Consider the following 23,850-nt stretch of genomic DNA (forward strand, 5'->3'; position numbering starts at 1 on the left):
GACGATAGAGAGAAACCGATGAGTGTGACGAGACAGCCGGGCGCAGCGGCGCGCGACATGGCGAACGGTTTGCAGGTGCTCCAGCCCGGTGGCTGGCCGCAGCCAAAGGGATATGCGAACGGCATGATGGCCGACGGGCGCTTCGTCGTGACCGGCGGCGTCGTCGGCTGGGACGTTTCAGGCCGGTTTGGCGATGGATTTGTTGCGCAGGTCCGCCAGGCGCTCGAGAACGTCGTCGCGATCCTGGCCGAAGGCGGCGCAAGGCCGGATCATCTGGTTCGTCTGACCTGGTATGTCGTGGACATGGACGAATACGTCTCCAATCTCAAGGCGCTCGGCAAAGCCTATCGCGAGGTGATCGGCACCCACTATCCGAGCATGGCGCTCGTTCAGGTCGTGCGCCTTGTCGAGCCGGCAGCGCGCGTCGAGATTGAAGCGACGGCTGTCGTTCCGCGCTGAAGGATTGCGGCCTACAGGGCTGGTTCGACGTGGGCCCGGATCGCATTTCGCGGGATATCGATCCAGCCATGCTCGCGGGCCTTGGCCACCATCTCGGCATGTTGCCGATCCCAGCTTGCATCGTTGGGGCGGCCCTCCAGGGTGGGGACCAGATCAATCGAGACGAGCGCATCGCGATCATCAAGAAGCGTGATCCCGGTCCGGGCCAGCACTTCCGGCGATGCGCCGGCATGCAACACCAGCTTGAACTTGCGAAAGTCGAGCGGTTCGTCCAGTCGGACGCTGCCGCCGGCGAAGCATTCGATGATCACGGTGCCGCTCCTTTGATTCTGGCGCGCCGGGACGCGATGGTACCGGCCTCGGCAGGCCTGAAGTCCATTTAACCCTGCGGCAACGCGCGCAGCGCGCCCTGAAAATTGACCAGGGGATTGCCGTTCCCACCGCGGGTGGCCACGATCCTGCCGATGAAGAGGCCGTGCGTGCCGACCATTTGATGATGGTGCAGCACGCATTCCAGCGCGCCGATCGCAGGCTCGAGCAATGGCACGTCAAGCACGCCTTGCTCCCACGGCGCCGTCGCGAAGCGGTCGATGCCCTTGGCGCCACCGGCGAAACGCAGCGCCAGATCTTCCTGCCCGCTGCCGAGGAGACTGATCCCGAAGCGGCCGTTGGCTAGGATGGCGGTGTGGGTTTCGGAGCTCGAATTGACGCCGACGAGCAGGCAGGGCGGGTCCATGCACAGCGAGGTCACGGAGCTGACCGTCAGCCCGCGCCGCGCCGTCTCTGTTCCCGTCGCCACGATTGCGACGCCGCTCGCGAGGTTACGCATGGCCAGCCGAAACTCCGCGGCTTCGACTGAGCGGAAATCGGTCATTTGAGACATCTGACATCCCATGACGTACCTCCGGGCTCGCTTCTCGCCGGTTGCGTTACGCCGAAACGGCTTCGCCTGCGACCTTGCCACGGCCGGATTTCAGCTCTTTCCGGATCGCGGGAATGATCCTGCTGCCCCATAGCTCGATCTGGCGCAGCATCGTGCGCTGGTCGAAATCGCCGAGCTGGGTCTGAAGCGCGATGTGGGTCGGTCTGAGAATGCTGATCTCTTCCAGCATGCGGTCGATCACCTGGTTGACGCTGCCGACGGGCAGGTTGTCCCGCATCGTCTCCAGGCTCATGTCGTTCGGCCCGGCCTCTTCCTTGATCAGATAGCCGTCGTCGCTCTGGGCGCGTCGGAACTTCAAGCTTTCGGAGAGCCGGCGCTGGAAGCGCGCATTGTCCAGGTACGACTGGATCTCGCTGTCATTGTCGCTGGCATAGGCGCAGCGCAGGAAGCCGAAGCGCGTGTCGTCGATGGAGCGGCCTTCGTTGGCGGCGATCCCCTCGAGGCGTTCGCGCAGGGCCTTGATGGCATCGAGGCCGTTCAGCAGCGCAGTGACGAACAGATTGTGGTTGTCGCGAATGGCGCGGCCGAGCGTCTCGCCGTGGCCGGACGTGACCCAGATCGGCGGCATCGGCTTCTGCACCGTGCGCACCGCGATGGCGGTCGGCGGCATCTTCAGGTGCTCGCCGGAATAGGAGAAGATGCGCTGCTGCATGCCCGCGTGAAGGACGTCGTAGAATTCGGCGAACAGCGCGTGCGAATGTTCGAGGTCCACGCCAAAGCGGTCGAACTCGAACTTCTGGTAGCCCGAGCCGATGCCGAGATCGAGACGCCCGTTCGAGACCGTGTCGGCAAAGCCGATTTCGCCGAGCAGCCGCGCCGGGTGATACAGCGGCAACACGCAGACGGCAGAGCCGAGCCGGATGCGCTTGGTCAGGCCGGCGCAATGCGCGACCATCATCAGCGGCGAGGGGCAGAGGCTGTAATTGTTGAAATGGTGCTCGGCATACCAGGCCGTATCGAAGCCGGCCTGCTCGGCGGCTACGGTCTGCTCGACGGCGTTGTTGATGACCTGCTGCGAGCTCTGATGATAGCCGCGCTGCTGCGCCAGAATGAATACGCCGAATTCCATCAGTTGCTTCCTCCACCTGATCGTGGTCGCTCTTGCGATCCGTTCTCAGCAAGCTACGGGCTTGAGCGTTTTCGAACAATTGACGTATTCTGAGCATGTCCTTTGCAGAATCTGAAAAGATCGATGAATCGCCTCCAGGCCATGGAATTGTTCGTCAGTGCCGTCCGTGAGGGCAGCTTTTCCGCGGCCGGGCGCCGTGTCGGGCTCTCCCCGGCGTCCGTGTCGCGCTACATCGGCGAGCTCGAGGCGCAGCTCGGCGTGCAGCTCCTGAACCGCAGCACGCGCCATCTCGGATTGACCGACGCCGGCAAGATCTTCTTCCAGCGGACCGAGCAGGTCCTGCACGGTATCGAGGACGCCGAAGCCGCAGCGCTTTCGTTGCAGACCGCGCCGCGCGGAACGCTACGGGTGCACTCGCGGACGCTGTTCGGCATCAGGGTGCTCTCGCCGCTGATCCCGGGCTTTCAGAAGCTCTATCCGGAACTGAAGGTGGAGCTGCGCCTGTCGGAGCGCCGTCCCCAGCTTCGCGAAGATGAATTCGACGTCGATTTCCAGATCCAGGCGGCGAAAGACCCAGGCCTCATGCTGCGAAGGCTGCTGCGGAGCGAGCGGATTCTCGTGGCCTCGCCGGACTACGTCGGCCGGATGCCGAAATTGCGCGAGCCGGAGGACATCACCCGCCACAATTGCCTGACCTACTGGATGGGCCCTGACGACGTCGTCTGGAAGTTCATGCGCAGGAACAGGCTGCGCGAGATTGTCGTGCCGTCGTCCTTCGGCAGCAACAATGGTGTGGTGCTGTGCGATCTCGCCGTTGCCGGCCACGGCATCGCCCTGTTGGACGACTATACCGTGGCGGAACAGCTGAAGAGCGGGCGCCTGGTCCGCCTGTTGCCGGGCTTCCGGGTGACGAACTCCACCTTCGACGAAGGAATCTACGCCACCTTCCTCCAGAGCAGCTATCTGCCGGAGAAGATCAGGGTCTTCGTGGACTACATGGCCGAGAACGTGCCAAGGCAGGTCAAGAGATCGGCGCAGTAGTGGAGGGGCCGCTCAGGCCGGGCCAAACCGGTGCGCCGGCGGTCCGCGAACGCCGAGGCCTTCGACGGCGAACAAGCCGCCGGCATCCGGGCGGTCATCGCCGAGAGCGTGGCTGCGCGAGATCGATGTCACGTACAGAATATCGAGATCGGTTCCCCCGAACGTCACGCTGGTCGGATGGCGGATCGGCATGTCGACCGTCCGCACGATCGTGCCGTCAGGCGCAAACCGCGCGATCTTGCCGATGCGCACGAGGACCGACCAGATATACCCCTCCGCATCGATCGTCGCGCCATCGCAACCGGAGTCTTGCGCCTCCGTGTTGACGAAGACGCGCTTGTTCGCGAGGGGGCCATCCTGGCTGTAGTCATAGGCCCAGATGATCCGTCTTGCGCTGTCGGCAAGATAGAACGTCCGTCCGTCGGGGCTGAAGCACGGTCCGTTACTCACGGCGAGGTCCGTCTCCAGCAGCTCCAGCGCGCCCGATGCGTCCAGGCGGTAGAGGCCGCCGAGCGGCGCTTCATCCGGGGCGCGGTCGCCGTGCATCGTGCCTGCCACGAACCGTCCATAGGGATCGGCCTTTCCGTCGTTCAGCCGCACCTTCGGGTGGTCGAGCCCGATCGACGGACCTTCGGTCAGCACGCGCATGTCGAAATCGTAGCGCGCAAATCCGTGGCGTAGTGCGAGCACAGCGCCGCGGTCGCGCCGCAGCGCCAGCGACCCGATCGGCGCGGGCGCGCCGAATTGCTCGGTCGCGCCGGTGACGGGGTCGAGGGCGTGGATCGATCCGGCCAGCGCGTCGATCCAGAAGAGGCGCTGTCGGCGCTCATCCCAGACCGGGCTTTCGCCGAGCTGGTCCTTCGTCGTGCCGATTCGCGTGATCCGGACCGCGCTCATGGTTCCTCGCGCAGGGATCGCCGGGCTTGACCGATCGGTCCGTGAAAACCTAGTTTCATTCTAAAGACCCTCATGTTGGCGCCAGGCTGACGAACGGATTGCGGAGTTCATGACCGAACTGTCAACGATGAAGGATGGCGTTGCGAACCAGGCCGAGGCCTCGGACCGCGTGCTTCAGATCCTCGCCGAGGCCGGGCGGCTGTTCGCCAGCAAGGGATTTGAGGGGACTTCGATGCGCGACATCGCGCTCGCCTGCGGCATCTCCAAGTCGCTCCTCTACCATCATTTCTCCAACAAGGACGAGATCTACGCGCGGGTGGCGGTCGGCTCGACGCTCGAACTCTACCTTTTCGTGCGCGACCGCATTCCCGACGGGCCGCCGTCGCAGAAGATTCGTGCTTTCATGGTCGCCACGGCGGAATACTTCCGGCGCTATCGCTGGGCCTGGATCGCCTCCACGACCGCCTTCTGGAACGATCCCGACCGACGGCGGCACAAGGAGAGGCTGACGCGCCGCGACCGTTTCGAGAACTTTCTGCGCGGCCTGATCCAGGAAGCCATCGACGCCGGCGAAATCCGCAAGGTCGACGTTCCCATGACCGGCCGGCTGATCCTCTCTTCGCTCAATTGGATGCATCGCTGGTACAATCCCAACAAATCCGCAACCCCGGAACAGATCGCGGAGATATTCTTCGACATGCTGTTCAACGGGCTGCGGAGCGGGGAGTTGATCGAACTTCCCGGCGCCGAGCCGCCTCGCGCCGGCCGGCGAAAATCACGCTGACCGGTGGCGGCACCGCGTGCAACGCCTCATTCCAGGGCGATGTTCTGCGCCTTGATCACCGGTCCCCAGAGCGCGGCGTCCTTGGTCAATTGGGCGTCGAGCCGCTCCGGTGCGCCGGTATCGACCATCAGGCCATCGGTTTCGAGCTGCTTTGCGATCTCGGGCTTCTGCATCGCGGCGTTGGCTGCCGCGTTCAGCCGCGCGATGACATCGCGCGGCGTGCCCGCCGGGGCGTGGAGCGCGGTCCAGAACGATGCGGTGAGGTCGGGATAGCCGGATTCGGCGAGCGTCGGTATCTCGGGCAAGCTCGTCATGCGCTTGTCCGAGGAGACCGCGAGGATGCGAAGCTGGCCGCCGCGCGCATGCTCGATCACGGCGGCGGGCGTTGCGAAGTTGAGATCGCATTCTCCTGACAGTGTCTCCATGATGGAGGCCGGATTGTTGCGATAGGCAACCTCGGTGACGGCAAATCCCATCGACTTGCCCATCATGATCCCGAACAAATGCGTGACGCTGCCCGGACCGAGCGTGGCGTAGAACAGCGGCTTGTCGCGCCCCTTGGCGTAGGTGACGAAGCTCTTCACGTCGGCGGCCGGCGTCCGTGCGTTCACGGTCAGCGACAGCGGCCCGTTGCAGAGCATGGCGACCGAGGCGAAGTCCTCGAGCTTGTAGGGCAAGTTCTTGCGGAGCAGCACGTTCAGCGAAATCGGCCCGGTGCCGCCGGCCAGCAGGACCGATCCGTCCTTCGGCGCGCGCGCGACATATTGCGATCCGACGATACCGTTGGCGCCCGGCTTGTTGTCGACGAGAACGGGCTGGTCCAAGGTTTCCGCCATGGCCTTCGCGATCGAGCGCATCAGGCTGTCGATGGAGCCGCCGGGCGCATAGGGCACGATGATGAAGATCTGCGACGCGCGGGCCCTCACGATTGCAGGCGCGCCAAGCGGGGCGACGAGGGCGCCGGCGATGAGAGTTGTCGCCTGGCGTCGGCTGATCCTGGGCATGGGAGTCCTCCTCACGGTCGTTCTTGCTTGTCGCGAAATCTAATAACTGACCGATCGGTCGGTCAATAGGACATCGATAGGATATTGCAAGTCGCCGCGCTTGATGTTATCAGCGCAAAAAGCTGACCGATCGGTCAGGAATAGCAAGCAAGACAAACACAAGACAAGCAGAAGCCCAGGAGGAAGCCATGTCAGGAGATATCGTCACCCTCGAAGTGTCCGATCACATCGCGCTGGTGACGCTGAACCGTCCTCCCGTGAACGCGCTCGATCGTGCCATGCGCGATCGCATCGTGAGCGTGTTCGACGAGATTTCCGAGCGTAGCGATGTCAGGGTCGCGATCCTGACCGGAGCCGGAAAGGTGTTCTGCAGCGGCGCGGATCTGAAGGACCGTCCGGACCCGACCAAGATCGGCGCGTTTCACAGCCACAACCGGATCACACGCGAGGCCGGCAATTGCATTCGCGAATGCTCCAAGCCGGTCATCGCGGCGATCAACGGCGTTGCGCTCGGCGCCGGTGTCGGCCTGATGGCCTCCTGCGACATCTTCTACGCCTGCGAAGAGGCCGTCTTCGGCATGCCCGAGATCAACGTCGGGCTCGCCGGCGGTGCCGCCATGCTGAACACGTTGTTCGGCCGCTCCCTGATGCGCCGCATGTTCTTCACCGGCTATCGCGTGCCGGCCACCGAGCTCTATCGCCTCGGCATCATCGAGGCTTGCACGACCAAGGAGAACCTGATCCCCGAGGTGATGAAGCTCGCCCGCGAGATCGCCTCGAAGAGCCCGATCGCGATGGAATATGCCAAGAATGCGGCGAACATGGTCGAGCTCATGCCGCCGCGCGATGCCTACCGCTTCGAGCAGAACATCACGATGGCTCTCTCCAAGACCGAGGACGCCAAGGAAGCGCGGATGGCGTTCCTGGAGAAGCGCACGCCGGTGTTCAAGGGGCGCTGAGATGCGGCCGGGAGAAGGTCTCGACGCGCTGATGTCGCCGCGCTCGATCGCGATCATCGGCGCCTCGCAGGAGGCGACCAAGATCGGCGGTCGGCCGGTCGACCTGTTGCGCCGCCACGGCTATGCAGGCCGTATCTATCCGGTCAACCCGAAGGCTGTGACGGTGCAGGGACTGAAGGCCTATGCTTCCGTCGCCGAAGTGCCGGAGGCGCCGGATCTCGCCATCATCGCGGTCGATGCGGAGCGCGCCGGCGAGGCCGTGGAACAATGCGCGGCCCGCGGCGTCCGCAGTGTCGTCGTGTTCTCGTCGGGCTTTGCCGAGCTCGGCGAGCAGGGCCGCGCGATGCAGGACCGGCTGCGCCTGGCCGCGCGCAACAGCGGCATGCGCTTGCTGGGGCCGAACTGTCTTGGCGCGGTCAGCGTCGCCGAGAAGAGCATCGCGACGTTCTCGATCGTGCTCGAGCACAGCATGCCGGCGGCCGGCTCGCTCGGCATCGTGTCGCAGAGCGGCAATCTCGGCAGCTACACCATGCGGCTCGCCAGCGAGCGCGGCGTCGGCGTCAGCCGCTTCATCACCACAGGTAACGAGTGCGACGTCGATATCGCCGACGGTATCGCCTGGATGGCGCGCGATCCCGCCACCAAGGTGATCCTGTGCTGCCTCGAGGCGTGCCGCGATGCCGGCCGCCTGATCTCCGCACTTGAAGAGGCGCGCGATGCCGGCAAGCCCGTCATCGCCATGAAGATCGGCACGTCCGCGGCAGGCCAGGCCGCCGCGGCCTCGCACACCGGGGCGATGGCAGGATCGGACGCGGTGTTCGACGCGTTGTTTGCCCGTTGCGGTGCGGTGCGCGTCCGCAGCATCGACGAACTCATCGATCTCGGTCATGCGGCATCGATCCTGCTGCCGGACCGGCTGCCGAAGGGCCCAGGCATCGCGATCCTCACGGCGTCGGGCGGCTTCGGCGTGTTGCTCGCGGATGCCGCGCAGTCGGTCGGGTTGACGCTGCCGGAACTCGGCCAGGAGACGCAGCGCCAGATTCTTGAGCTGGTGCCCTTTGCATCGGCCCGCAACCCGGTCGACGCCACGGCGCAGATGTCGAGCCGCCCAGATCTTCTGGAGAAGATCATGACCGCCGTCGTGGCGGACGATCGGGCCGATACGGTGATCCTGCCGCTGCCGTTCTCGCTGCATCTGCCGCGCTTGCGCTCCATCTACATGGACACGCTGCGCAACATCCGCGCGCAGTTCCCCCAGCGTCCGATCGTCCTTTGCGTCGACGGCCCGGAGGACGCGCTGACCGAGCTGCACGCGCTGGGCTTTCCGACGGTGGAAAGCTTCGATGGCTGCTGCGCAACTATCGCTGCCTTGGTGCGGCTGCAGGGGGTGTCGAAACGGCCGCAGGACGTGCCAGCTGCGATCGAGCAGGCGGGGCCGCTGGCAGCCGATGCATTCCGCCACGAGCTCGGCGCCAAGCGCGCACTTGCCGAGGCCGGTGTGCCGGTGCTGGCCGAGCGTCTGGTACAGGATGCGGATGCAGCGGCGCGCGCTGCCACCGAGATCGGTTATCCCGTGGTGCTAAAGATCGCCTCGCCCGACCTGCCGCACAAGACGGAGGTCGGCGGCGTGGTCGTCGGCGTTGGCTCGGAAGCCGAAGTCCGGCGCGCCTATGCCCAGATGCTCGACCGCGTCGCCACCAATGCGCCCAACGCGACAATCGACGGCGTGATCGTGGCGCCGATGGCCAAGGGCGTCGCCGAGCTGATCCTGGGCAGCCGCATCGATCCGTTGTTCGGGCCGGTGGTGATGGTCGGCCTCGGCGGCATCTTCGCGGAGAGCCTCCAGGATTCTGCCGTGCAGATGGCGCCGGTCAGCGAGACGCAGGCCATGGCGATGCTGAAATCTCTCAGGGCGTTCGCGGTGCTCGACGGCGCGCGTGGCCGGCCGCGCGCCGACCTCGACGCCGCGGCCCGGGCCGTTGCCGCGTTGTCGCGCTTTGCCGCCGCGCATACCGACACGATCGCGGAGATCGACGTCAACCCGTTGCTGTTACGCGCCAAAGGCGAGGGAGCCGTGGCGCTCGACGCGCTGCTGATCCCGCGCGGTGCGCCGCCAACCCACTGAATCCCAACAAATAGAGCCGGCAGAAGCCGGCCCAGAGGAAACGCGTAAAAGCAGGAGGAAACGGTGAAGAGATCGACAATCACGGCGCTCGGCATGATTGCCTTGCTGCTGACCCATGCGCCCGTGTCCGCACAGGGCATATCGGGCGATGTGGTCAAGATTGGTATCATGAATGACCAGAACGGTCCCTATGCCGACAATTGCGGCCTCGGTTCGGTCGCGGCCGCCAAACTCGCGGTCGGCGATTTCGGTGGAGCGGTCAACGGCAAGAAGATCGAGCTCGTGATCGCCGACGACCAGAACAAGCCAGATGTCGGCGTCGCCATTGCGCTGCGGTGGGTCGACAATGAAGGTGTCGATGCCATCGTCGGCTGCTCGGCGTCGTCGATCGGGCTTGCGGTGCAAGACATCATGAAGAACCGCAAGAAGCCGTACATGCTGGCCGGCACCGCGGGATCGTTCTTCACCAACGACAAATGCTCGCCCATGACCACGCAGTGGGTCGTCGATACCTATGCCCAGCCGAAAGCCACGGTGAAGGCCCTGCTCGCGCAGGGCATCGACTCCTGGTTCTTCCTGACGGTGGATTATGCCTTCGGCAAGGCCTGGCAGGCGGACGCGACGAAGTTCATCCAAGCGGGTGGCGGCAAGGTGGTGGGCTCGGTGCTGCATCCGCTCAACTCGTCGGATCTCTCCTCATTCCTGCTGACGGCACAGGCCAGCGGCGCCAAGGCAATTGCGCTCGCCAATTCGGGTGCGGATTTCGCCAATGCGATCAAGCAGGCCCAGGAGTTCGGGCTGACCAGGACGCAACTCCTCGTTCCCCTCGGCCTCATGATCAGCCAGACGCATGGCATCGGGCTCAAGGACCTCCAGAACGTGCGGCTGACGACGCCGTTCTACTGGGACATGACGCCGGAGAGCCGGGCGTTTGCCAAACGTTATGCCGAGGCGACGAACGGTCAGCTTCTCAACGAGGGCAAGGCGGCCACCTACAGCGCCATCACGCATTATCTGAAGGCGGTGGCCGCCGCCGGCTCCGACGACGGCGATGCCGTGATGCGGCAGATGAAGAACACGCCGATCAACGATTTCGAGATGAACAACGTCAGCATCAGGGCTGACGGCCAGGTGATGCGTCCGCTCTATGTCGCGCGGATCAAGGCTCCGTCGGAGTCCAAATACACCTACGATTATTACGAGATCACCGGCACGATCGCGCCGGAGGATGCGTGGCGGCCGGCCTCGGAGAGCGCCTGCGATCTGCTCAAGTCGCAGTGAAGAACGGACAGGCGGCCCAGACATGACGGCACGTATGGCGAAGGCGGGAAGCAGGCGATGAGTGTAGTTGAAGCGGTGTCGACGTATCCGGTCGCGAGCGAGAGCCTGGCGGGCGCGGCCTATCGCGATGCGGTGCATCGCTGGCTGCATGCCAATCTGCCCGCCAGCTTCCGCGGCGACAGTGCCGCATTCGCGCCGCCCACGCTCCAGCAGTCCGTGACGTGGGAGGCGGCGATGTACCGCGCCGGCCTGACCGGCATTACGTGGCCCCAGGCCTATGGCGGGCACGGCCGCTCCTTGCGCGAGCATTTGATCGCCAATCAGGAGATCGGCGCGCTGGCGATGCCGGAGAGCGTCAACTCGATCGGCAAGGAACTCGCCGGTCCGATCATCCTGGCCGTCGGCAGCGAGGAGCAGAAACGGCGGTTCCTGCCCGCCATCCTCGAGATGCGCAACATCTGGTGTCAGGGATTTTCCGAGCCCGAAGCGGGGTCCGACCTTGCCGGGCTTCGCACTCGCGCCACGCGAAATGGCAACGACTGGCAGATCACCGGCCAGAAGATCTGGACCAGCGGCGCGTACCGGGCGCAACGCTGTCTCGTGCTCGCCCGCACCGGTCCGCTGGAGGATCGTCATCGCGGCCTTGCCATGTTCGCGGTGCCGCTCGATGCCGACGGCGTGCGCGTGCGCACCATCAAATCGATCGACGGACGCGAGAGCTTCTGCGAGGTCTTCTTCGACGACGTCGAAGTGGCCCAGGCCGATGCGATCGGCGCGCCGGACGAGGGCTGGGCCGCAGCCATCCGCGTGCTGGAGATCGAGCGGGCGACCAACCGCATGTACCGCGCCTGGCGCTTCGAGAACGAACTGCGCCACCTGATTTCGGCTTGCAAGACGGACCCGGCGCTGTCGGCAATGGTCGCGGACCGGCATTACGCCGTCAGGCTCGGCGAGGTCGCCGTCGAGATCGAGGTGCTGAAGGCGCATGTCGAGACGGCCGTCGAGGCGCTCGTCAACGGCGACAAGATCGGAGCGCGCGGCAGCCTTGCGAAGCTCTATTGGAGCGAATCGCATCAGCGCTTTGCGGCGCTTGCGATTGAACTGCTCTCGCAGGCATCGCTGCCGCAGAACCCGGCGATCACGGTGGCGCGGCGCCGGTTCGAAGCCATCTACCTTCAGGCGCGCGCCGAGACGATTTATGCCGGCACGACCGAGATCCAGCTCGGCATCATCGCCGATCGCATCCTCCAGCTGTCGCGAGGCAAGTGATGGTCTTCCCGCGCATTGCCTCGTTACGAACAACAGGGAGCCGGTGATGTCCGACGGACGGGGGCAGGCGGGCTTGTTGAAGGATCGTCTCGTCGTGGTGACGGGAGCGGGCCAAGGGATCGGGCGCGCCATCGCGTTGGGCGCGGCCGCTGCCGGGGCAAGGGTCGTCGTGACCGATCTGGGGCAGGACCGGGCAGACTCCGTTGCACGCGAGATCCGGGACGGAGGCAAGGAGGCAATCGGCTGTTCGCTCGACGTGACTGATGCTTTGGCCTGCGGCGAGGTGGCCAGGCGGGTCGATGAGGAGCTTGGCCTCGCCGACGTCGTCGTCAACAACGCCGGGATCATCATCCGCGAGCCGATCGACAGCCCGCGCGCTCACGAGAATTGGCGGCAGGTGTTCGATGTCAACGTCAACGGCACCTTCAACGTGGTTCATGCGTTCATTCCCGCGCTACGCAAATCGCCGGGAACCATCATCAACGTTGCCTCCGTCGCGGCCTTCGGTAGCATGGGTGGTACGGTTGGCTATTCATCGTCCAAGGGGGCGGTGAGGCTGTTCACGCAGGCGCTTGCCCGCGATCTCGCGCCCGATGGCATCCGGGTCAACGCCGTCGCGCCCGGCATCATCGCGACCGAAATGAGCGAGAGCACCCGTGGGAATCCGGCGCGGCTGTCCGGCCTGATGGCGCGCACGCCGTTGAAGCGCGTGGGACAGCCCGAAGAGATCGCAGCGCCGGTGATCTTTCTCGCCTCGGCGATGGCGTCCTATGTCAACGGCGTCATCCTGCCCGTCGACGGCGGGTATCTTGCCTAGTGAGCAATTGTAGTCGCGCAGTTTTCGAAGAGGACAGTGATGATCATGGCCGAAGGACTTCAGCCCGACGAGTTCGCCGCAACCGCGGCACGCGCCGTGACCGCATGTGCAGGCCTGGCTGTTCGCGAACAGGCGCAAAATCTCGCCGGTGACGGTCTGCTCGGCGTCATCGCGGATGAGGAGGTCGGGGGGCTGGCCCTGCCGCTCGGCTTCGCGGTGCCGGTGATCGCGGCCGCTCATGCGGGATTGCTCGGATTTCCGCTCCTGGAGACCATCCTCGTCGGTCGCCTGCTGCAGTCGTCGCTGACGCGTCTTGCCGCCGCGATCGTTTCCGGCGAGAAATTGGCAACGATCGCCTGGCAGGGTGAGGCCCTCGCCGAACGGGAAGGGGGGTTGCAGGTGCTGAGCGGCACGGTCGCGCGCGCGGCCTGCGCGGCGAAGGTCGACTACATCCTGGTACGGATGAACGCGGGCACCGCTGCATTGATCCCGACCGATGCCGAAGGCGTTGTGGTGGAGGAAGCGGCCGGCCTCGATCTGACCGTGCCGGAGCACGTGGTGCGGCTCCAGAAAGTTGAAGTCCCGATCGGCTCCGTCCTGCCGGCTGGCACATGGGATTTGCTCAACTCGGACGCCAACGTGCTCCGCGCCGCCGCTATCCTGGGATCCGCCGAAGCATGCCTGGCGCTCGCGCAGGAACATGCGTCGACGCGCCGCCAGTTCGGCCACGCCCTGTCCTACAATCAGGCCATCCGGCATGCCTTGGCGCGCCAGAAGCTCGGGCTCGAAAGCATCCGTCACGCGATCACGCGCTGCCTGTCCGAGGGGGGCGGTCCGGTCCAGCGTGATGCGGCGTTCCTGGCCGCGGCGACCTATGGCAGCTCGATCAGCGAGGGCGCGCTACAGATTCACGGCGGCATGGGCTTCACATGGGATGTGCCGGTGCATCGCCATCTGCGCCGCATCCGTACGCTTCAGGCCCAGGGCGATGCCAGCGGCCTGATCAGCACGTTCGGCCGCCGTTACGTATCGGAAGTTGCACCGTTCGCCGAGGCGGAAGCATGAAGGAGACGACCATGACCGAGACCAGGGATCAGACGCTCGCGGGGCGCGTCGCACTTGTCACCGGCGCCGGAAACGGCATCGGCCGTGCGACTGCGCTTCGGCTCGCCGGACGCGGTGCGATCGTCGGTGTCAACGACCTGAAGCCGGAATTCGTCGATGGCACGGTGGACGCGATCAAGGCGGCCGGCGGCAAGGCCGTAGCCGTCACGCAGGACGTGTCGAGCCGCGACGGCATGCGGCAGGCGGTGCTTGGATTGGCGGAGCAGCAGGGGCGTTTCGACATCCTCGTCAACAACGCGGCCTGGGTCCGCTATCAGTCGGTCGCGGACATCGCGCCGGAGACTGTCGAACGCATGCTCAACATCGGTTTCAAGGCGGTGATGTGGGGTATCCAGGCCGCCGCCGAGGTCATGGATGCGGAACGCGGCGGCGCGATCGTCAACGTCGCTTCGGTGGCCGGCCTGATCTCGGCGAAGAACAGCATCGTCTACAGCGGCATCAAGGCGGGCGTCATGGGCATCACGCGCGCTGCCGCAGCCGAGCTCGGTGCGCGCAACATCCGCGTCAACGCCGTGGCGCCCTCGGCGATTCCGACCGAAGGAACGATGCGCAATCGTAACGCCGAACTCGATGCACGCCGCGTCGCGAGAACGCCGCTGGGGCGGCTCGGCACGGTCGACGATATCGCCAAGGCCATCTGCTTCCTCGCCGGTGACGAGAGCGGCTTCATCTCGGCGCAGGTGCTCACCGTCGACGGCGGCATCACCCTGACGAACATTGCCTGACGGGACCATTGCGATGTCCAATCTGACGCCGGAACAGCAGGTACTGAAAAATGCCTACGTCAAGGCGCGGGGCTATTGGCGGCCCTGGACGGAGGGGCTGCTGCGGCTCGATCCGGCGTTTCTCGACGCCTACGGAAAATATGCGGGTTATGCCGTAGAGAACGGACCGCTGTCGCCCAAGATGCGCGAGCTGATCTACGTCGCGCTCGACGGATCGGCGACGCACCTGTTCCGATCCGGCCTCGCGCTGCATCTTCGCCTTGCACTTCAGGAGGGGGCGTCGGCGCGGGAGATCATCGACGTGTTTCGCCTCGCGACGGTTCAGGGGCTCGACGGCTGCAATCTCGGCATCGGCATCCTAGCCGAGGAATTGGCGAGCGCGGGGCTTCAGGTCGATCATCCCGAACTGACGCATGAGCAGACGGCGCTGCGGGATGCCTATGTGGCGCAATTCGGGGATTGGCCCGATTTCTGCGAGCAATGGCTGCGGAGCGATCCCGGCTATTTCGCCGTCTTGCTGGATCTCCTCGCGGGCGGGCAGACCGGGGATGGTCTCGACCATTGCTCGCAATGTCTGATCTCGCTCGCATTGAACGCCTGCTTCACGGCACTCAATCCGCATGGACTGCGGGTGCAGATCAGGCGGGCTTTGCGGCTCGGCATCGGCCAGCGGGAGATCCTTCAGGTTCTCCAGATGACTGCACATCTTGGCGTCCATGCCTGCGCGATCGGCGTACCGGTTCTGATGGAAGCCCTCGACGAGCGTTCCTCGAAGGCCGGTGCCGGCGAGGAGAGCAAGGGACCGGGTGAGGGAGGAGGACGGAAGTGAAGGGATTGGCGATCCGCAATCACAGGGCGTTCGCGTCCGGCGCTCTGTTCCTCGCATTTGCAGTCCTCTTCTTCGTGGCGGCGCTGAACTATCCCGCGGGGACAGCCGCGCGAATGGGGCCGGGTTATTTTCCGCGCCTGCTCGCAATCGTGCTCGCGGCCATCGGTCTGGTCGTGATCCTCAGTGCGATGAAGCCGACCGCGGACGGGCAGGCGCTGCGCAACTGGGATCTCAAGGGGCTCGCCTGGATCACCGGATCCGTGATCCTGTTCGGCGCCTTGCTGTTTCCGCTCGGTCTGGTCGGTGCCTTGTTCGTTCTGATCATGGTGTCGAGCCGGGCCAGCCCCGAGTTCACCTGGATGGGCGCGCTGGCGAACGCTGCGGTGCTCATCGCGCTGTGTCTGGCCGTATTCGTCTACGGTCTCGGGCTGCAACTGCCCGTCTGGCCGTCTCTCCTCAACTGAACGAGCCGATCGATGGATCTCTTCCACAATCTGGCGATTGGCTTTGCGACGGCAGCCCAGCCCGCCAACCTGCTCTATGCCTTCCTCGGCTGCCTGCTCGGCACCTTGATCGGCGTGCTTCCCGGCCTCGGCCCGCTCGCGACCATCGCTATGCTGCTGCCGATCACCTATGCGCTGCAACCGGACGCCGCGCTGATCATGCTCGCCGGGATCTATTACGGCGCGCAGTATGGCGGCTCGACCACGGCGATCGTGGTCAATCTGCCTGGGGAGTCTTCGTCGGTCGTGACCACGATTGACGGCTACCAGATGGCGAAGCAGGGGCGCGCCGGCGTGGCGCTCGCGACCGCTGCCATCGGCTCGTTCTTCGCCGGATGCGTGGCAACGCTGGTCTTGGCGGCCCTTGCGGGCCCGCTGACCGCGACCGCCTTGCTGTTCGGCCCGAAGGAATTCTTCGCGCTCATGATCCTGGGGCTGATCCTCGCCTCGGTGCTGTCGAGCGGGCCGTTCATCGAGGGCATCGGCATGGTCGTGCTCGGCAGGCTCCTGAGCCTCGTCGGCACCGACCTGAACAGCGGCAGCCAGCGTTTTGCCTTCGGCGTTCCCCAGCTCTTCGACGGTCTCGATTTCGTGCCGCTGGCGATGGGCATCTTCGGCTTCGCCGAGATCGTCAAGAATCTCGAGCAGGACGACAAGCTGTCGCTGGTCACCCAGAAGATCACCAATCTGTTTCCGACGCGCGACGACTTCCGTCGGATGGTGCCGGCGATGCTGCGCGGCACGGCGCTGGGGACGCTGCTGGGAGTCCTGCCCGGCGGCGGCGCCGTGCTCTCGTCCTTCGCATCCTATACGCTGGAGAAGAAGCTGTCGCGACATCCCGAGCAGTTCGGCAAGGGCGCCATCGAGGGCGTTGCAGGCCCGGAGTCCGCGAACAACGCCGGCGCCCAGACCTCGTTCATTCCGCTGCTGACGCTCGGGGTTCCCTCCAATGTCGTGATGGCCCTGATGGTGGGCGCCATGAACATTCACAACATCCACCCGGGTCCGGAGGTGATGACGAAGAATCCGACCCTGTTTTGGGGCCTGATCGTCTCGATGTGGGTCGGCAATCTGATGCTGCTGATCCTCAATCTTCCGCTCGTCGGGCTTTGGGTGAAGCTGCTCACCATTCCCTACCGCTATCTGTTTCCCGCGATCATGGTGTTCTGCTCGATCGGCGTCTATTCCATCAACAGCGGAACGTTCGAGGTCTACGAGGCGGCCGTGTTCTGCGTGTTCGGTTACGTCCTGATCAAGCTGCAACTTCCGGCGGCGCCGCTGCTGTTGGGCCTGGTTCTGGGTCCGGCCATCGAGGAGAATTTCCGCCGCGCCATGGTGCTCTCGCGCGGCGACGCCACCGTGCTGCTGACTTCGCCGCTCTCGGCGAGCCTGCTGGCCGCGGCCGCCATCGCGATCCTCCTGATCATGTTGCCGACGATCCGGGCGCGGCGAGAGGAAGCGCTCCAGGATTGATACACCGCGATTCCCATGCAGGCAGGTTCGCCCTGATCATGCCCGACGTCAGCCGATCAGATCGCCGTATCCGCTCGGGTACTTGATCCAGATCAAGATCGCAACGCTAAAGCGCCGACTACGCTGCCTTTGGACTAGATCTGGACACGGCCTTGAAGACACTTCGCCAGCTTCTCACCGGAGAGGACGTGATCCAGCTCGTGATCAGGCTCGGATTGCTCGCTCTGTTGATCTTCTGGACTTTGTATCTGATCCGCCCGTTCGTTACGATTCTGGTCTGGGCCCTCGTGCTCGCAGTTGCGTTCAATCCGATCTTCCTCGTGCTCGCCAAAATCCTGGGAGGCAGGGCGAAACTCGCGGCGGGGCTTCTCACCGCGATTAATCTCGCCATTGTCATCGGGCCGGCGGCTTGGCTAGGTCTCGGTGCGGTGGACGGGATCAGGGACTTCGCCGGTGAGCTGGCCGCGGGCGATCTGGTCATCCCTTCACCGCCCGCAGCGATCAAGACCTGGCCGCTGATCGGAACGCCGCTCTACGAGTTCTGGGATCAAGCCTCGACCAATCTCCGTTCGGTCGTGCAACGGATTGCGCCGTATCTGAAGCCGTTCGCGGGTACGCTCCTTGGCATCGCGGGCGATGCCGGTGTGGGCACCATCAAGTTCCTGCTGTCGGTCGTCGTCGCCGGCTGCCTGTTTCCCTATGGACCGCAGCTCGTGGCGGCGGGCAGGAGCTTCCTGTCGCGGATCGTGCCCGAGCAGAGCGAGCACTTCCTGGATCTCGCGGGCGCGACCATCCGTGCGGTAGCCCAAGGTGTGATCGGCATCGCCGTCGTTCAGGCGCTGCTGGCCGGTATCGGCTTCAAGTTGGCGGGCATTCCGATCGCCGGCTTGCTTGCGCTCCTGGTGCTGTTGCTCTCCATCGTGCAGATCGGCGGAGCCATCATCATGCTCCCCGTGATGATCTGGATCTGGACCGACAAGGATGTCACTGTCGCAGTGCTGCTGACATTGTTCCTCGGAATCGTCAGCATTCTCGACAACATACTGAAACCGTTGGTGATGGGACGCGGCCTGACGACGCCGGCGCTCGTCATCCTGATCGGCGTGATCGGCGGAACGCTGGGCCACGGAATAGTCGGCCTTTTCATCGGACCTATTGTCCTGTCGGTGGCTTGGGAGCTCACCGTGGCCTGGATCAGGACCGATCGCGCCAGCGCGGCGTCGCAGGCGACCATCGACCGTTGACCTAAATCAATGTCGGACGCCTCGGAGCGCCTTGGATGACGTCGCGCGACGACGAGGTCGGAACATGTCAATGGAAAATCCCAACCTGCCGGGCGGCCCCTTGTCCGGACTTGTGGCTTCGGCCGTGGAATACATGGTCGACGCGAGCCAGCGGAGTGTGCTGTTCCTGGACATCATGCGCCAGCGCGGCGATCAATACCGGGAGCACGTTGCACAGACGGCGCCGCATGTCCTGCAATACGCTGCGGAACTGATTATGGACGGCCGCAAGCTGGACGAGCCGGTCAACTACGCGCTGGTCCGTATCATCCCGCCCAAGGACGTGGAGATTGATCTCAAGCGACGGCCGTTTGTCGTGATCGATCCGCGCGCGGGCCATGGCCCGGGCATCGGCGGCTTCAAGGCCGATAGCGAGATCGGCGTCGCGATGAAGGCCGGGCATCCCTGTTACTTCATCGGCTTCCTGCCGGAGCCGATGCCCGGTCAGACCATCGAACGCATCGCGCGCGCCGAAGCCATTTTCATCGAAAAGGTCATCAGCCGTCATCCGGACGCGGACGGAAAGCCTTGCGTGATCGGCAATTGTCAGGCCGGCTGGGCCGTCATGATCCTGGCGTCACTGCGGCCGGAACTGTTCGGGCCGCTGATCATCGCGGGGGCGCCGCTTGCCTATTGGGCGGGCGTGCACGGCAAGTATCCGATGCGTTATTCCGGCGGCCTTTTGGGTGGAAGCTGGCTCACCGCGCTGACCAGCGATCTCGGCGCCGGAAAGTTCGACGGTGCCTGGCTGGTGCAGAACTTCGAGAACCAGAATCCATCGAACACCCTGTGGACCAAGCAGTACAACGTCTATTCCAAGGTCGATACCGAGGCGAACCGCTATCTCGAGTTCGAGCGATGGTGGGGCGGGCATGTCAACCTGAATGCCGAGGAAATCCAGTTCATCGTCGACGAGCTCTTCATCGGCAATAATCTCGCCGCCGGCAAGATCGAGATGTCCGACGGCCGCAGGGTGGATTTGCGCAATATTCAGTCGCCGATCGTGGTGTTCTGCTCGGAGGGCGACAACGTCACGCCGCCGCAACAGGCGCTGGACTGGATTCTGGATTGCTATGCGGACGTCGATGAGATCAGGGCCTATGGGCAGACGATCGTCTATACCGTCCACAAGAGCATTGGGCATCTCGGTATCTTCGTGTCCGGCGGCGTCGCCAAGAAAGAGCACGCTGAGTTCTCGAGTAACATCGACCTGATCGACGTGCTGCCGCCGGGGCTCTATGAGGCGACATTCGAGGCCAAGGGCGAGGAGACAACGAGTTCCGATCTCGTGGTCGGCCAGTGGGTGATGCGCTGCGAGGCGCGGACGCTCGGCGACATCCGCGCCATGGGTGGCAATTCGCCCGAGGACGAGCGGCGCTTCGCTGCCGCCAAACGCGTCTCGGAGCTTAACCTTGCCGCCTACCAGAAGTTCGTGCAGCCCTGGATCAAGACGCTGGTCACGCCGCAGATGGCAGAGACGATGCGCAACCTGCATCCCCTGCGGCTGCAGTACGAGGCGCTGAGCAGCCAAAATCCGTGGATGACGGCGGTGAAGTCGGCCGCGGAGGACATCGAGGACAATCGCAAGCCGGTCGCCCAAGACAATCCGTTCCTTGCGTTTCAGGAGCAGATGTCCAAGCAGATCGTTCACGCACTCGACAGCTGGCGTGACGCACAGGAGGCATTGAGCGAAGCGATCTTTCTCAACCTCTATGGCTCGCCGGCGGTGCAGACTGCGCTCGGGATCGATCCGAAGTCCGAGCCGTCGCGCCGTCGCGAAATGTCAGCCGAGCATCGCGCCATGCTGGAGAAGCGGGTCGCGCAGCTGAAATCCGGGATCGGCGAGGGCGGCCTGCGCGAGGCGGCCATTCGCAGTCTGCTTTACATCGGGTCGGCGCGGGGAATGGTTGATGAGCGTAGCATTGAGGCGCTGCGCCGGATCCGTCGCGACTACAGTGGACAGCGAATGACGCTTCCGGAGTTCAAGATGCTGGTCCGCGAGCAGTTCTTCATGCTGCTGATCGATCGGGAAGGTGCCTTGGCAGCCATTCAGAAGCTGTTGCCCGAGGATGTCAACCAGCGGCGTGCGGCCTTCGCGGCGATACGCGAGGTGCTCTCCGCAAGCGGCGAGATCGCGGGGGAACGCGCAAGTCGCCTGCGGCGCGTCGCCACGTTGTTCGGCGTCGATACAGGTGAAGGGGAATCGAACGTCGCCCCTTTCGATCCAAAGGCGAAGGCATCGTAAGTCTGTCTGGAGGGATTGGGAGCGAGATCATGTCAACCGAAGGAAGGCAAACGCAGTCTCCTAGCAAGTATGACCGGTTGATTGCGGCAGCAAAGGCGGTGCCGCCGGTTCCGACTGTCGTGGTGCATCCTTGCGATGAAACCTCGCTGCGCGGCGCCGTTGAGAGTGCTGAGGCCGGCATCATCCGGCCGATTCTGGTCGGGCCCGCGAGCAAGATCGGCGATCTCGCGCGCAGGTGTGGCCTCGACATCTCCGGCTTCGAGATCGTCAACGCCGCACATAGCGAAGAGGCAGCCGCCAAAGGTGTCGAGCTGATCCACGCAGCCAAGGGCGAAATGCTCATGAAGGGCAGTCTTCACACCGACGAGTTGATGCGCGCGGTGACCGCAAAAGTCGGCGGCCTGCGCACCGAACGCCGTATCAGCCATGTGTTCGTGATGGACGTGCCCGCCTATGCCGAAACCCTGCTTGTGACGGATGCCGCGATCAACATCTTTCCCGATCTCGACGCCAAGCGCGACATCATCCAGAACGCCATCGATCTCTACAACGAGGCCGGATTCGGCAAGACGCCGCGGGTGGCAATCCTTTCGGCGGTGGAGACCGTGACGTCCAAGATTCCCTCGACGATCGAGGCGGCCGCGCTCTGCAAGATGGCTGATCGCGGGCAGATCACCGGCGGCGTGCTCGACGGCCCGCTCGCGTTCGACAATGCCATTGATCCCGAAGCCGCGCGCATCAAGGGCATCAAGTCCGAGGTCGCCGGCCGGGCTCAGATCCTCGTCGTTCCCGACCTCGAATCGGGCAATATGCTGGCGAAAAATCTGGCCTACTTTGCCAAGGCCGACGGCGCCGGCATCGTGCTCGGCGCCCGGGTGCCCGTCGTGCTGACGTCACGGGCGGACTCGCCGCGGGCGCGCATGGCATCCTGCGCGGTGGCGTCGCTCTATGCCAATGCCCGGCGTCAACACGCCCCGACAGTTGCTGCGTGACCATCATGGATACGATCCTCGTCGTCAACGCGGGCTCCTCGAGCGTCAAGTTCCAGGTCTTTTCGGTCGAGGGAGAGGGCAGGCTGCGGCGGCAGCTCAAGGGCCAGATGGACGGCATCGGCAGCCGCCCACGGTTGAGGGCGAGCGGCGCGAATGGCGATCCGCTCGCCGACCGCGCCTACCCGATCGAGACGGTCCCCGATGTTCCGGCCGCGATGGGCGTCGCCGGGGAATGGTTGCGGGACGAGCTTCGTATTCACCCCATCGCCGTCGGACATCGTGTCGTGCATGGCGGTCCCGAGTATGACCGGCCGGTGCTGATCGACCACGGCGTCGTCGCCCGCCTGGAACGGTTCGTCAGCCTCGCACCGCTGCATCAACCGCACAACCTGTCGCCGATCCGGTCGATCCTCGCGGGCTTCCCGACCTTGCCGCAGGTCGCCTGCTTCGACACCGCCTTTCACCGCACGCATAGTGCAGTTGCAGATCACTATGCGATCCCGCATCAGCTTCACGCCGAGGGCGTGCGGCGCTACGGTTTTCACGGGCTGTCCTACGAATACATCGCGAAGACCCTGCCGCAGACCGCGCCCGGCGTTGCGAAGGGCAGGGTGATCGTCGCCCATCTCGGTAGCGGCGCCTCGATGTGCGCGCTGAAGGGAGGACAGAGCGTCGAAAGTACCATGGGCTTCACGGCGCTGGACGGGCTTCCGATGGGAACGCGCCCCGGCCAGATCGATCCCGGGGTCGTGCTCTATCTGATCTCGGAAAGGGGAATGTCGGCATCGAACGTGCAGAACTTCCTCTATCGCGACTGTGGACTGAAGGGACTGTCCGGCGTCAGCAACGATATGCGGGAGCTCGAGGCCAGCCAGGATGCCAAGGCGAAACTGGCGATCGACTATTTCGTATATCGGATCGGCCTCAACGCCGGCATGCTTGCGGCTGCGTTGCAGGGCCTGGATGCCTTCGTCTTCACCGCCGGCATCGGCGAGAATTCCGCGAGCATACGCGCCCGAGTGGGCGAGCAGCTCGGTTGGTTCGGTGTCAAGCTGGATCCGACCGAGAATTCCCGCAACGCGCGGCTGATATCGCGTCCCGACAGTCTCATTCCCGTCTATGTCGTGCCGACCGACGAGGAACTGATGATCGCACAGCACACGCTGGCGCTGCTGGTCAACACGCCATCGACCAACCCCAGACAAGAGAGGGTGTCATGATTCCCGTGTTCCCGGATACCAAGGTTGCCCTGAAGGGGAAAAAAGGCCTCATCGTCGGTGTCGCCAACGACCAGTCCATCGCCTGGGGATGCGCCAGGGCGTTTCGTGGGCTCGGGGCTGAACTCGCCGTCACCTATCTGAACGACCGCGCCAAAAAGCACGTCGAACCGCTCGCGCAGGCGCTGGAGGCACCGATCTTCATGCCGCTCGACGTCATGGTGGAGGGGCAGACCGAGGCCGTGTTCGAGCGGATCGGGAAGGAATGGGGCCAGCTCGATTTCCTGCTGCACTCGATCGCTTTCTCGCCGAAGGAGGCGCTGCACGGCCGCGTGGTGGATGTCGGCCGCGACGGATTCCTGAAGACGATGGATGTCTCCTGCTGGTCGTTCCTGCGCATGGCGCATCTCGCCGAGCCGCTGATGAAGAACGGCGGCACGATGTTCACCATGACGTACTATGGCAGCCAGATGGTTGTGGAGAACTACAACATCATGGGCGTGGCCAAGGCGGCGCTTGAAGCAGCCGTTCGCTATGCCGCCGCCGAATTGGGGCCGAAGGGCATCCGCGTGCACGCGATCTCGCCGGGACCGCTCGCCACCCGCGCGGCGTCGGGCATCCCGGAGTTCGACGAGCTGATGGACAAGGCTCAATCGAAGGCGCCGGCGCGCAGCCTCGTTAGCATCGACGATGTCGGCAATGCCACGGCGTTTCTGGCACTCGACGGCGCCAAGCTGATCACCGGTGGCGTGCTCTATATCGACGGTGGATATCACATCATCGACTGAACGAAAACGACGGGCGCCTCGT

At 64.5% G+C, this 23,850-nt stretch carries 23 protein-coding genes; 18 read left to right on the forward strand and 5 right to left on the reverse strand.

The features are described 5' to 3' along the window. The first annotated feature begins 18 nt into the window (after positions 1-18). Positions 19-459, forward strand: a complete 441-nt coding sequence (locus BJA_RS17050) for a RidA family protein (RefSeq protein WP_011086222.1) — start codon at positions 19-21, stop codon at positions 457-459. Positions 460-470: 11 nt separating this feature from the next. On the opposite strand, the gene BJA_RS17055 is transcribed toward BJA_RS17050, so the two are convergent. The 3 genes from BJA_RS17055 to BJA_RS17065 form a co-directional block, all read right to left on the reverse strand. Continuing rightward, positions 471-770: a hypothetical protein gene (locus tag BJA_RS17055; RefSeq protein WP_038965974.1), complete on the reverse strand. Its 300-nt coding sequence runs from the start codon at positions 768-770 to the stop codon at positions 471-473. A 68-nt stretch (positions 771-838) separates the two neighbouring features. Beyond that, positions 839-1,333: a flavin reductase family protein gene (locus BJA_RS17060; RefSeq protein WP_060911395.1), complete on the reverse strand. Its 495-nt coding sequence runs from the start codon at positions 1,331-1,333 to the stop codon at positions 839-841. 55 nt (positions 1,334-1,388) lie between these two features. After that, positions 1,389-2,471 (reverse strand): LLM class flavin-dependent oxidoreductase, encoded by a 1,083-nt coding sequence (locus BJA_RS17065; protein WP_011086224.1) that lies wholly within the window; start codon positions 2,469-2,471, stop codon positions 1,389-1,391. A 123-nt stretch (positions 2,472-2,594) separates the two neighbouring features. On the opposite strand from BJA_RS17065, the gene BJA_RS17070 reads away from it, so the two are divergent. Further along, the gene (locus BJA_RS17070) at positions 2,595-3,512 is read left to right on the forward strand and encodes a LysR family transcriptional regulator (RefSeq protein ID WP_011086225.1); all 918 of its coding nucleotides are present in this window, start codon (positions 2,595-2,597) and stop codon (positions 3,510-3,512) included. 12 nt (positions 3,513-3,524) lie between these two features. Here the strand turns inward: BJA_RS17070 and BJA_RS17075 are convergent, their stop codons facing one another. Further along, complete coding sequence (locus tag BJA_RS17075) at positions 3,525-4,409, reverse strand: SMP-30/gluconolactonase/LRE family protein (protein ID WP_011086226.1); 885 nt, start codon at positions 4,407-4,409, stop codon at positions 3,525-3,527. Positions 4,410-4,518: 109 nt separating this feature from the next. Between BJA_RS17075 and BJA_RS17080 the strand changes: the two genes are divergently transcribed. Further along, positions 4,519-5,193 (forward strand): TetR/AcrR family transcriptional regulator, encoded by a 675-nt coding sequence (locus BJA_RS17080; protein WP_011086227.1) that lies wholly within the window; start codon positions 4,519-4,521, stop codon positions 5,191-5,193. Between the two features lie 26 nt (positions 5,194-5,219). Here the strand turns inward: BJA_RS17080 and BJA_RS17085 are convergent, their stop codons facing one another. Next, positions 5,220-6,197 carry a tripartite tricarboxylate transporter substrate binding protein gene (locus tag BJA_RS17085; protein ID WP_038965963.1) on the reverse strand — a complete coding sequence of 326 codons (978 nt, stop codon included), beginning with the start codon at positions 6,195-6,197 and terminating at the stop codon, positions 5,220-5,222. 188 nt (positions 6,198-6,385) lie between these two features. On the opposite strand from BJA_RS17085, the gene BJA_RS17090 reads away from it, so the two are divergent. The 15 genes from BJA_RS17090 to fabI all read left to right on the forward strand — a co-directional run bounded on the left by BJA_RS17090 (position 6,386) and on the right by fabI (position 23,828). After that, positions 6,386-7,156 carry an enoyl-CoA hydratase/isomerase family protein gene (locus tag BJA_RS17090; protein WP_011086229.1) on the forward strand — a complete coding sequence of 257 codons (771 nt, stop codon included), beginning with the start codon at positions 6,386-6,388 and terminating at the stop codon, positions 7,154-7,156. Position 7,157: 1 nt separating this feature from the next. Beyond that, on the forward strand, positions 7,158-9,281 hold the full coding sequence (locus BJA_RS17095) for an acetate--CoA ligase family protein (protein WP_011086230.1): 2,124 nt from the start codon (positions 7,158-7,160) through the stop codon (positions 9,279-9,281). A 63-nt stretch (positions 9,282-9,344) separates the two neighbouring features. Next, positions 9,345-10,562: an ABC transporter substrate-binding protein gene (locus BJA_RS17100; protein ID WP_011086231.1), complete on the forward strand. Its 1,218-nt coding sequence runs from the start codon at positions 9,345-9,347 to the stop codon at positions 10,560-10,562. A 57-nt stretch (positions 10,563-10,619) separates the two neighbouring features. After that, positions 10,620-11,831: an acyl-CoA dehydrogenase gene (locus BJA_RS17105; protein ID WP_011086232.1), complete on the forward strand. Its 1,212-nt coding sequence runs from the start codon at positions 10,620-10,622 to the stop codon at positions 11,829-11,831. A 46-nt stretch (positions 11,832-11,877) separates the two neighbouring features. Beyond that, complete coding sequence (locus BJA_RS17110; protein WP_011086233.1) at positions 11,878-12,648, forward strand: SDR family NAD(P)-dependent oxidoreductase; 771 nt, start codon at positions 11,878-11,880, stop codon at positions 12,646-12,648. Positions 12,649-12,687: 39 nt separating this feature from the next. Beyond that, positions 12,688-13,713: an acyl-CoA dehydrogenase family protein gene (locus BJA_RS17115; protein WP_231166678.1), complete on the forward strand. Its 1,026-nt coding sequence runs from the start codon at positions 12,688-12,690 to the stop codon at positions 13,711-13,713. Positions 13,714-13,724: 11 nt separating this feature from the next. After that, complete coding sequence (locus tag BJA_RS17120; protein ID WP_011086235.1) at positions 13,725-14,498, forward strand: SDR family NAD(P)-dependent oxidoreductase; 774 nt, start codon at positions 13,725-13,727, stop codon at positions 14,496-14,498. A gap of 13 nt (positions 14,499-14,511) precedes the next feature. Beyond that, positions 14,512-15,327 carry a carboxymuconolactone decarboxylase family protein gene (locus BJA_RS17125; RefSeq protein ID WP_011086236.1) on the forward strand — a complete coding sequence of 272 codons (816 nt, stop codon included), beginning with the start codon at positions 14,512-14,514 and terminating at the stop codon, positions 15,325-15,327. Next, positions 15,324-15,791 (forward strand): tripartite tricarboxylate transporter TctB family protein, encoded by a 468-nt coding sequence (locus BJA_RS17130; RefSeq protein ID WP_011086237.1) that lies wholly within the window; start codon positions 15,324-15,326, stop codon positions 15,789-15,791. Before BJA_RS17125 ends, BJA_RS17130 begins: the two co-directional genes overlap by 4 nt. Positions 15,792-15,803: 12 nt before the next feature. Further along, complete coding sequence (locus BJA_RS17135; RefSeq protein WP_011086238.1) at positions 15,804-17,303, forward strand: tripartite tricarboxylate transporter permease; 1,500 nt, start codon at positions 15,804-15,806, stop codon at positions 17,301-17,303. Positions 17,304-17,455: 152 nt separating this feature from the next. Beyond that, positions 17,456-18,547 (forward strand): AI-2E family transporter, encoded by a 1,092-nt coding sequence (locus BJA_RS17140; protein WP_028171974.1) that lies wholly within the window; start codon positions 17,456-17,458, stop codon positions 18,545-18,547. A 64-nt stretch (positions 18,548-18,611) separates the two neighbouring features. Beyond that, entirely contained in the window at positions 18,612-20,831 is a 2,220-nt protein-coding gene (locus tag BJA_RS17145; protein WP_011086240.1) for a TerB family tellurite resistance protein, read from the forward strand. A 29-nt stretch (positions 20,832-20,860) separates the two neighbouring features. Beyond that, the gene (locus tag BJA_RS17150; RefSeq protein WP_011086241.1) at positions 20,861-21,823 is read left to right on the forward strand and encodes a phosphate acetyltransferase; all 963 of its coding nucleotides are present in this window, start codon (positions 20,861-20,863) and stop codon (positions 21,821-21,823) included. A gap of 5 nt (positions 21,824-21,828) precedes the next feature. After that, positions 21,829-23,043 carry an acetate/propionate family kinase gene (locus tag BJA_RS17155; RefSeq protein ID WP_011086242.1) on the forward strand — a complete coding sequence of 405 codons (1,215 nt, stop codon included), beginning with the start codon at positions 21,829-21,831 and terminating at the stop codon, positions 23,041-23,043. After that, complete coding sequence (gene fabI, locus BJA_RS17160; RefSeq protein ID WP_011086243.1) at positions 23,040-23,828, forward strand: enoyl-ACP reductase FabI; 789 nt, start codon at positions 23,040-23,042, stop codon at positions 23,826-23,828. The genes BJA_RS17155 and fabI overlap by 4 nt, the downstream gene beginning before the upstream one ends. Positions 23,829-23,850 lie beyond the last annotated feature (22 nt).

It is taken from the genome of Bradyrhizobium diazoefficiens USDA 110 (assembly GCF_000011365.1).
Lineage (GTDB): Bacteria > Pseudomonadota > Alphaproteobacteria > Rhizobiales > Xanthobacteraceae > Bradyrhizobium > Bradyrhizobium diazoefficiens.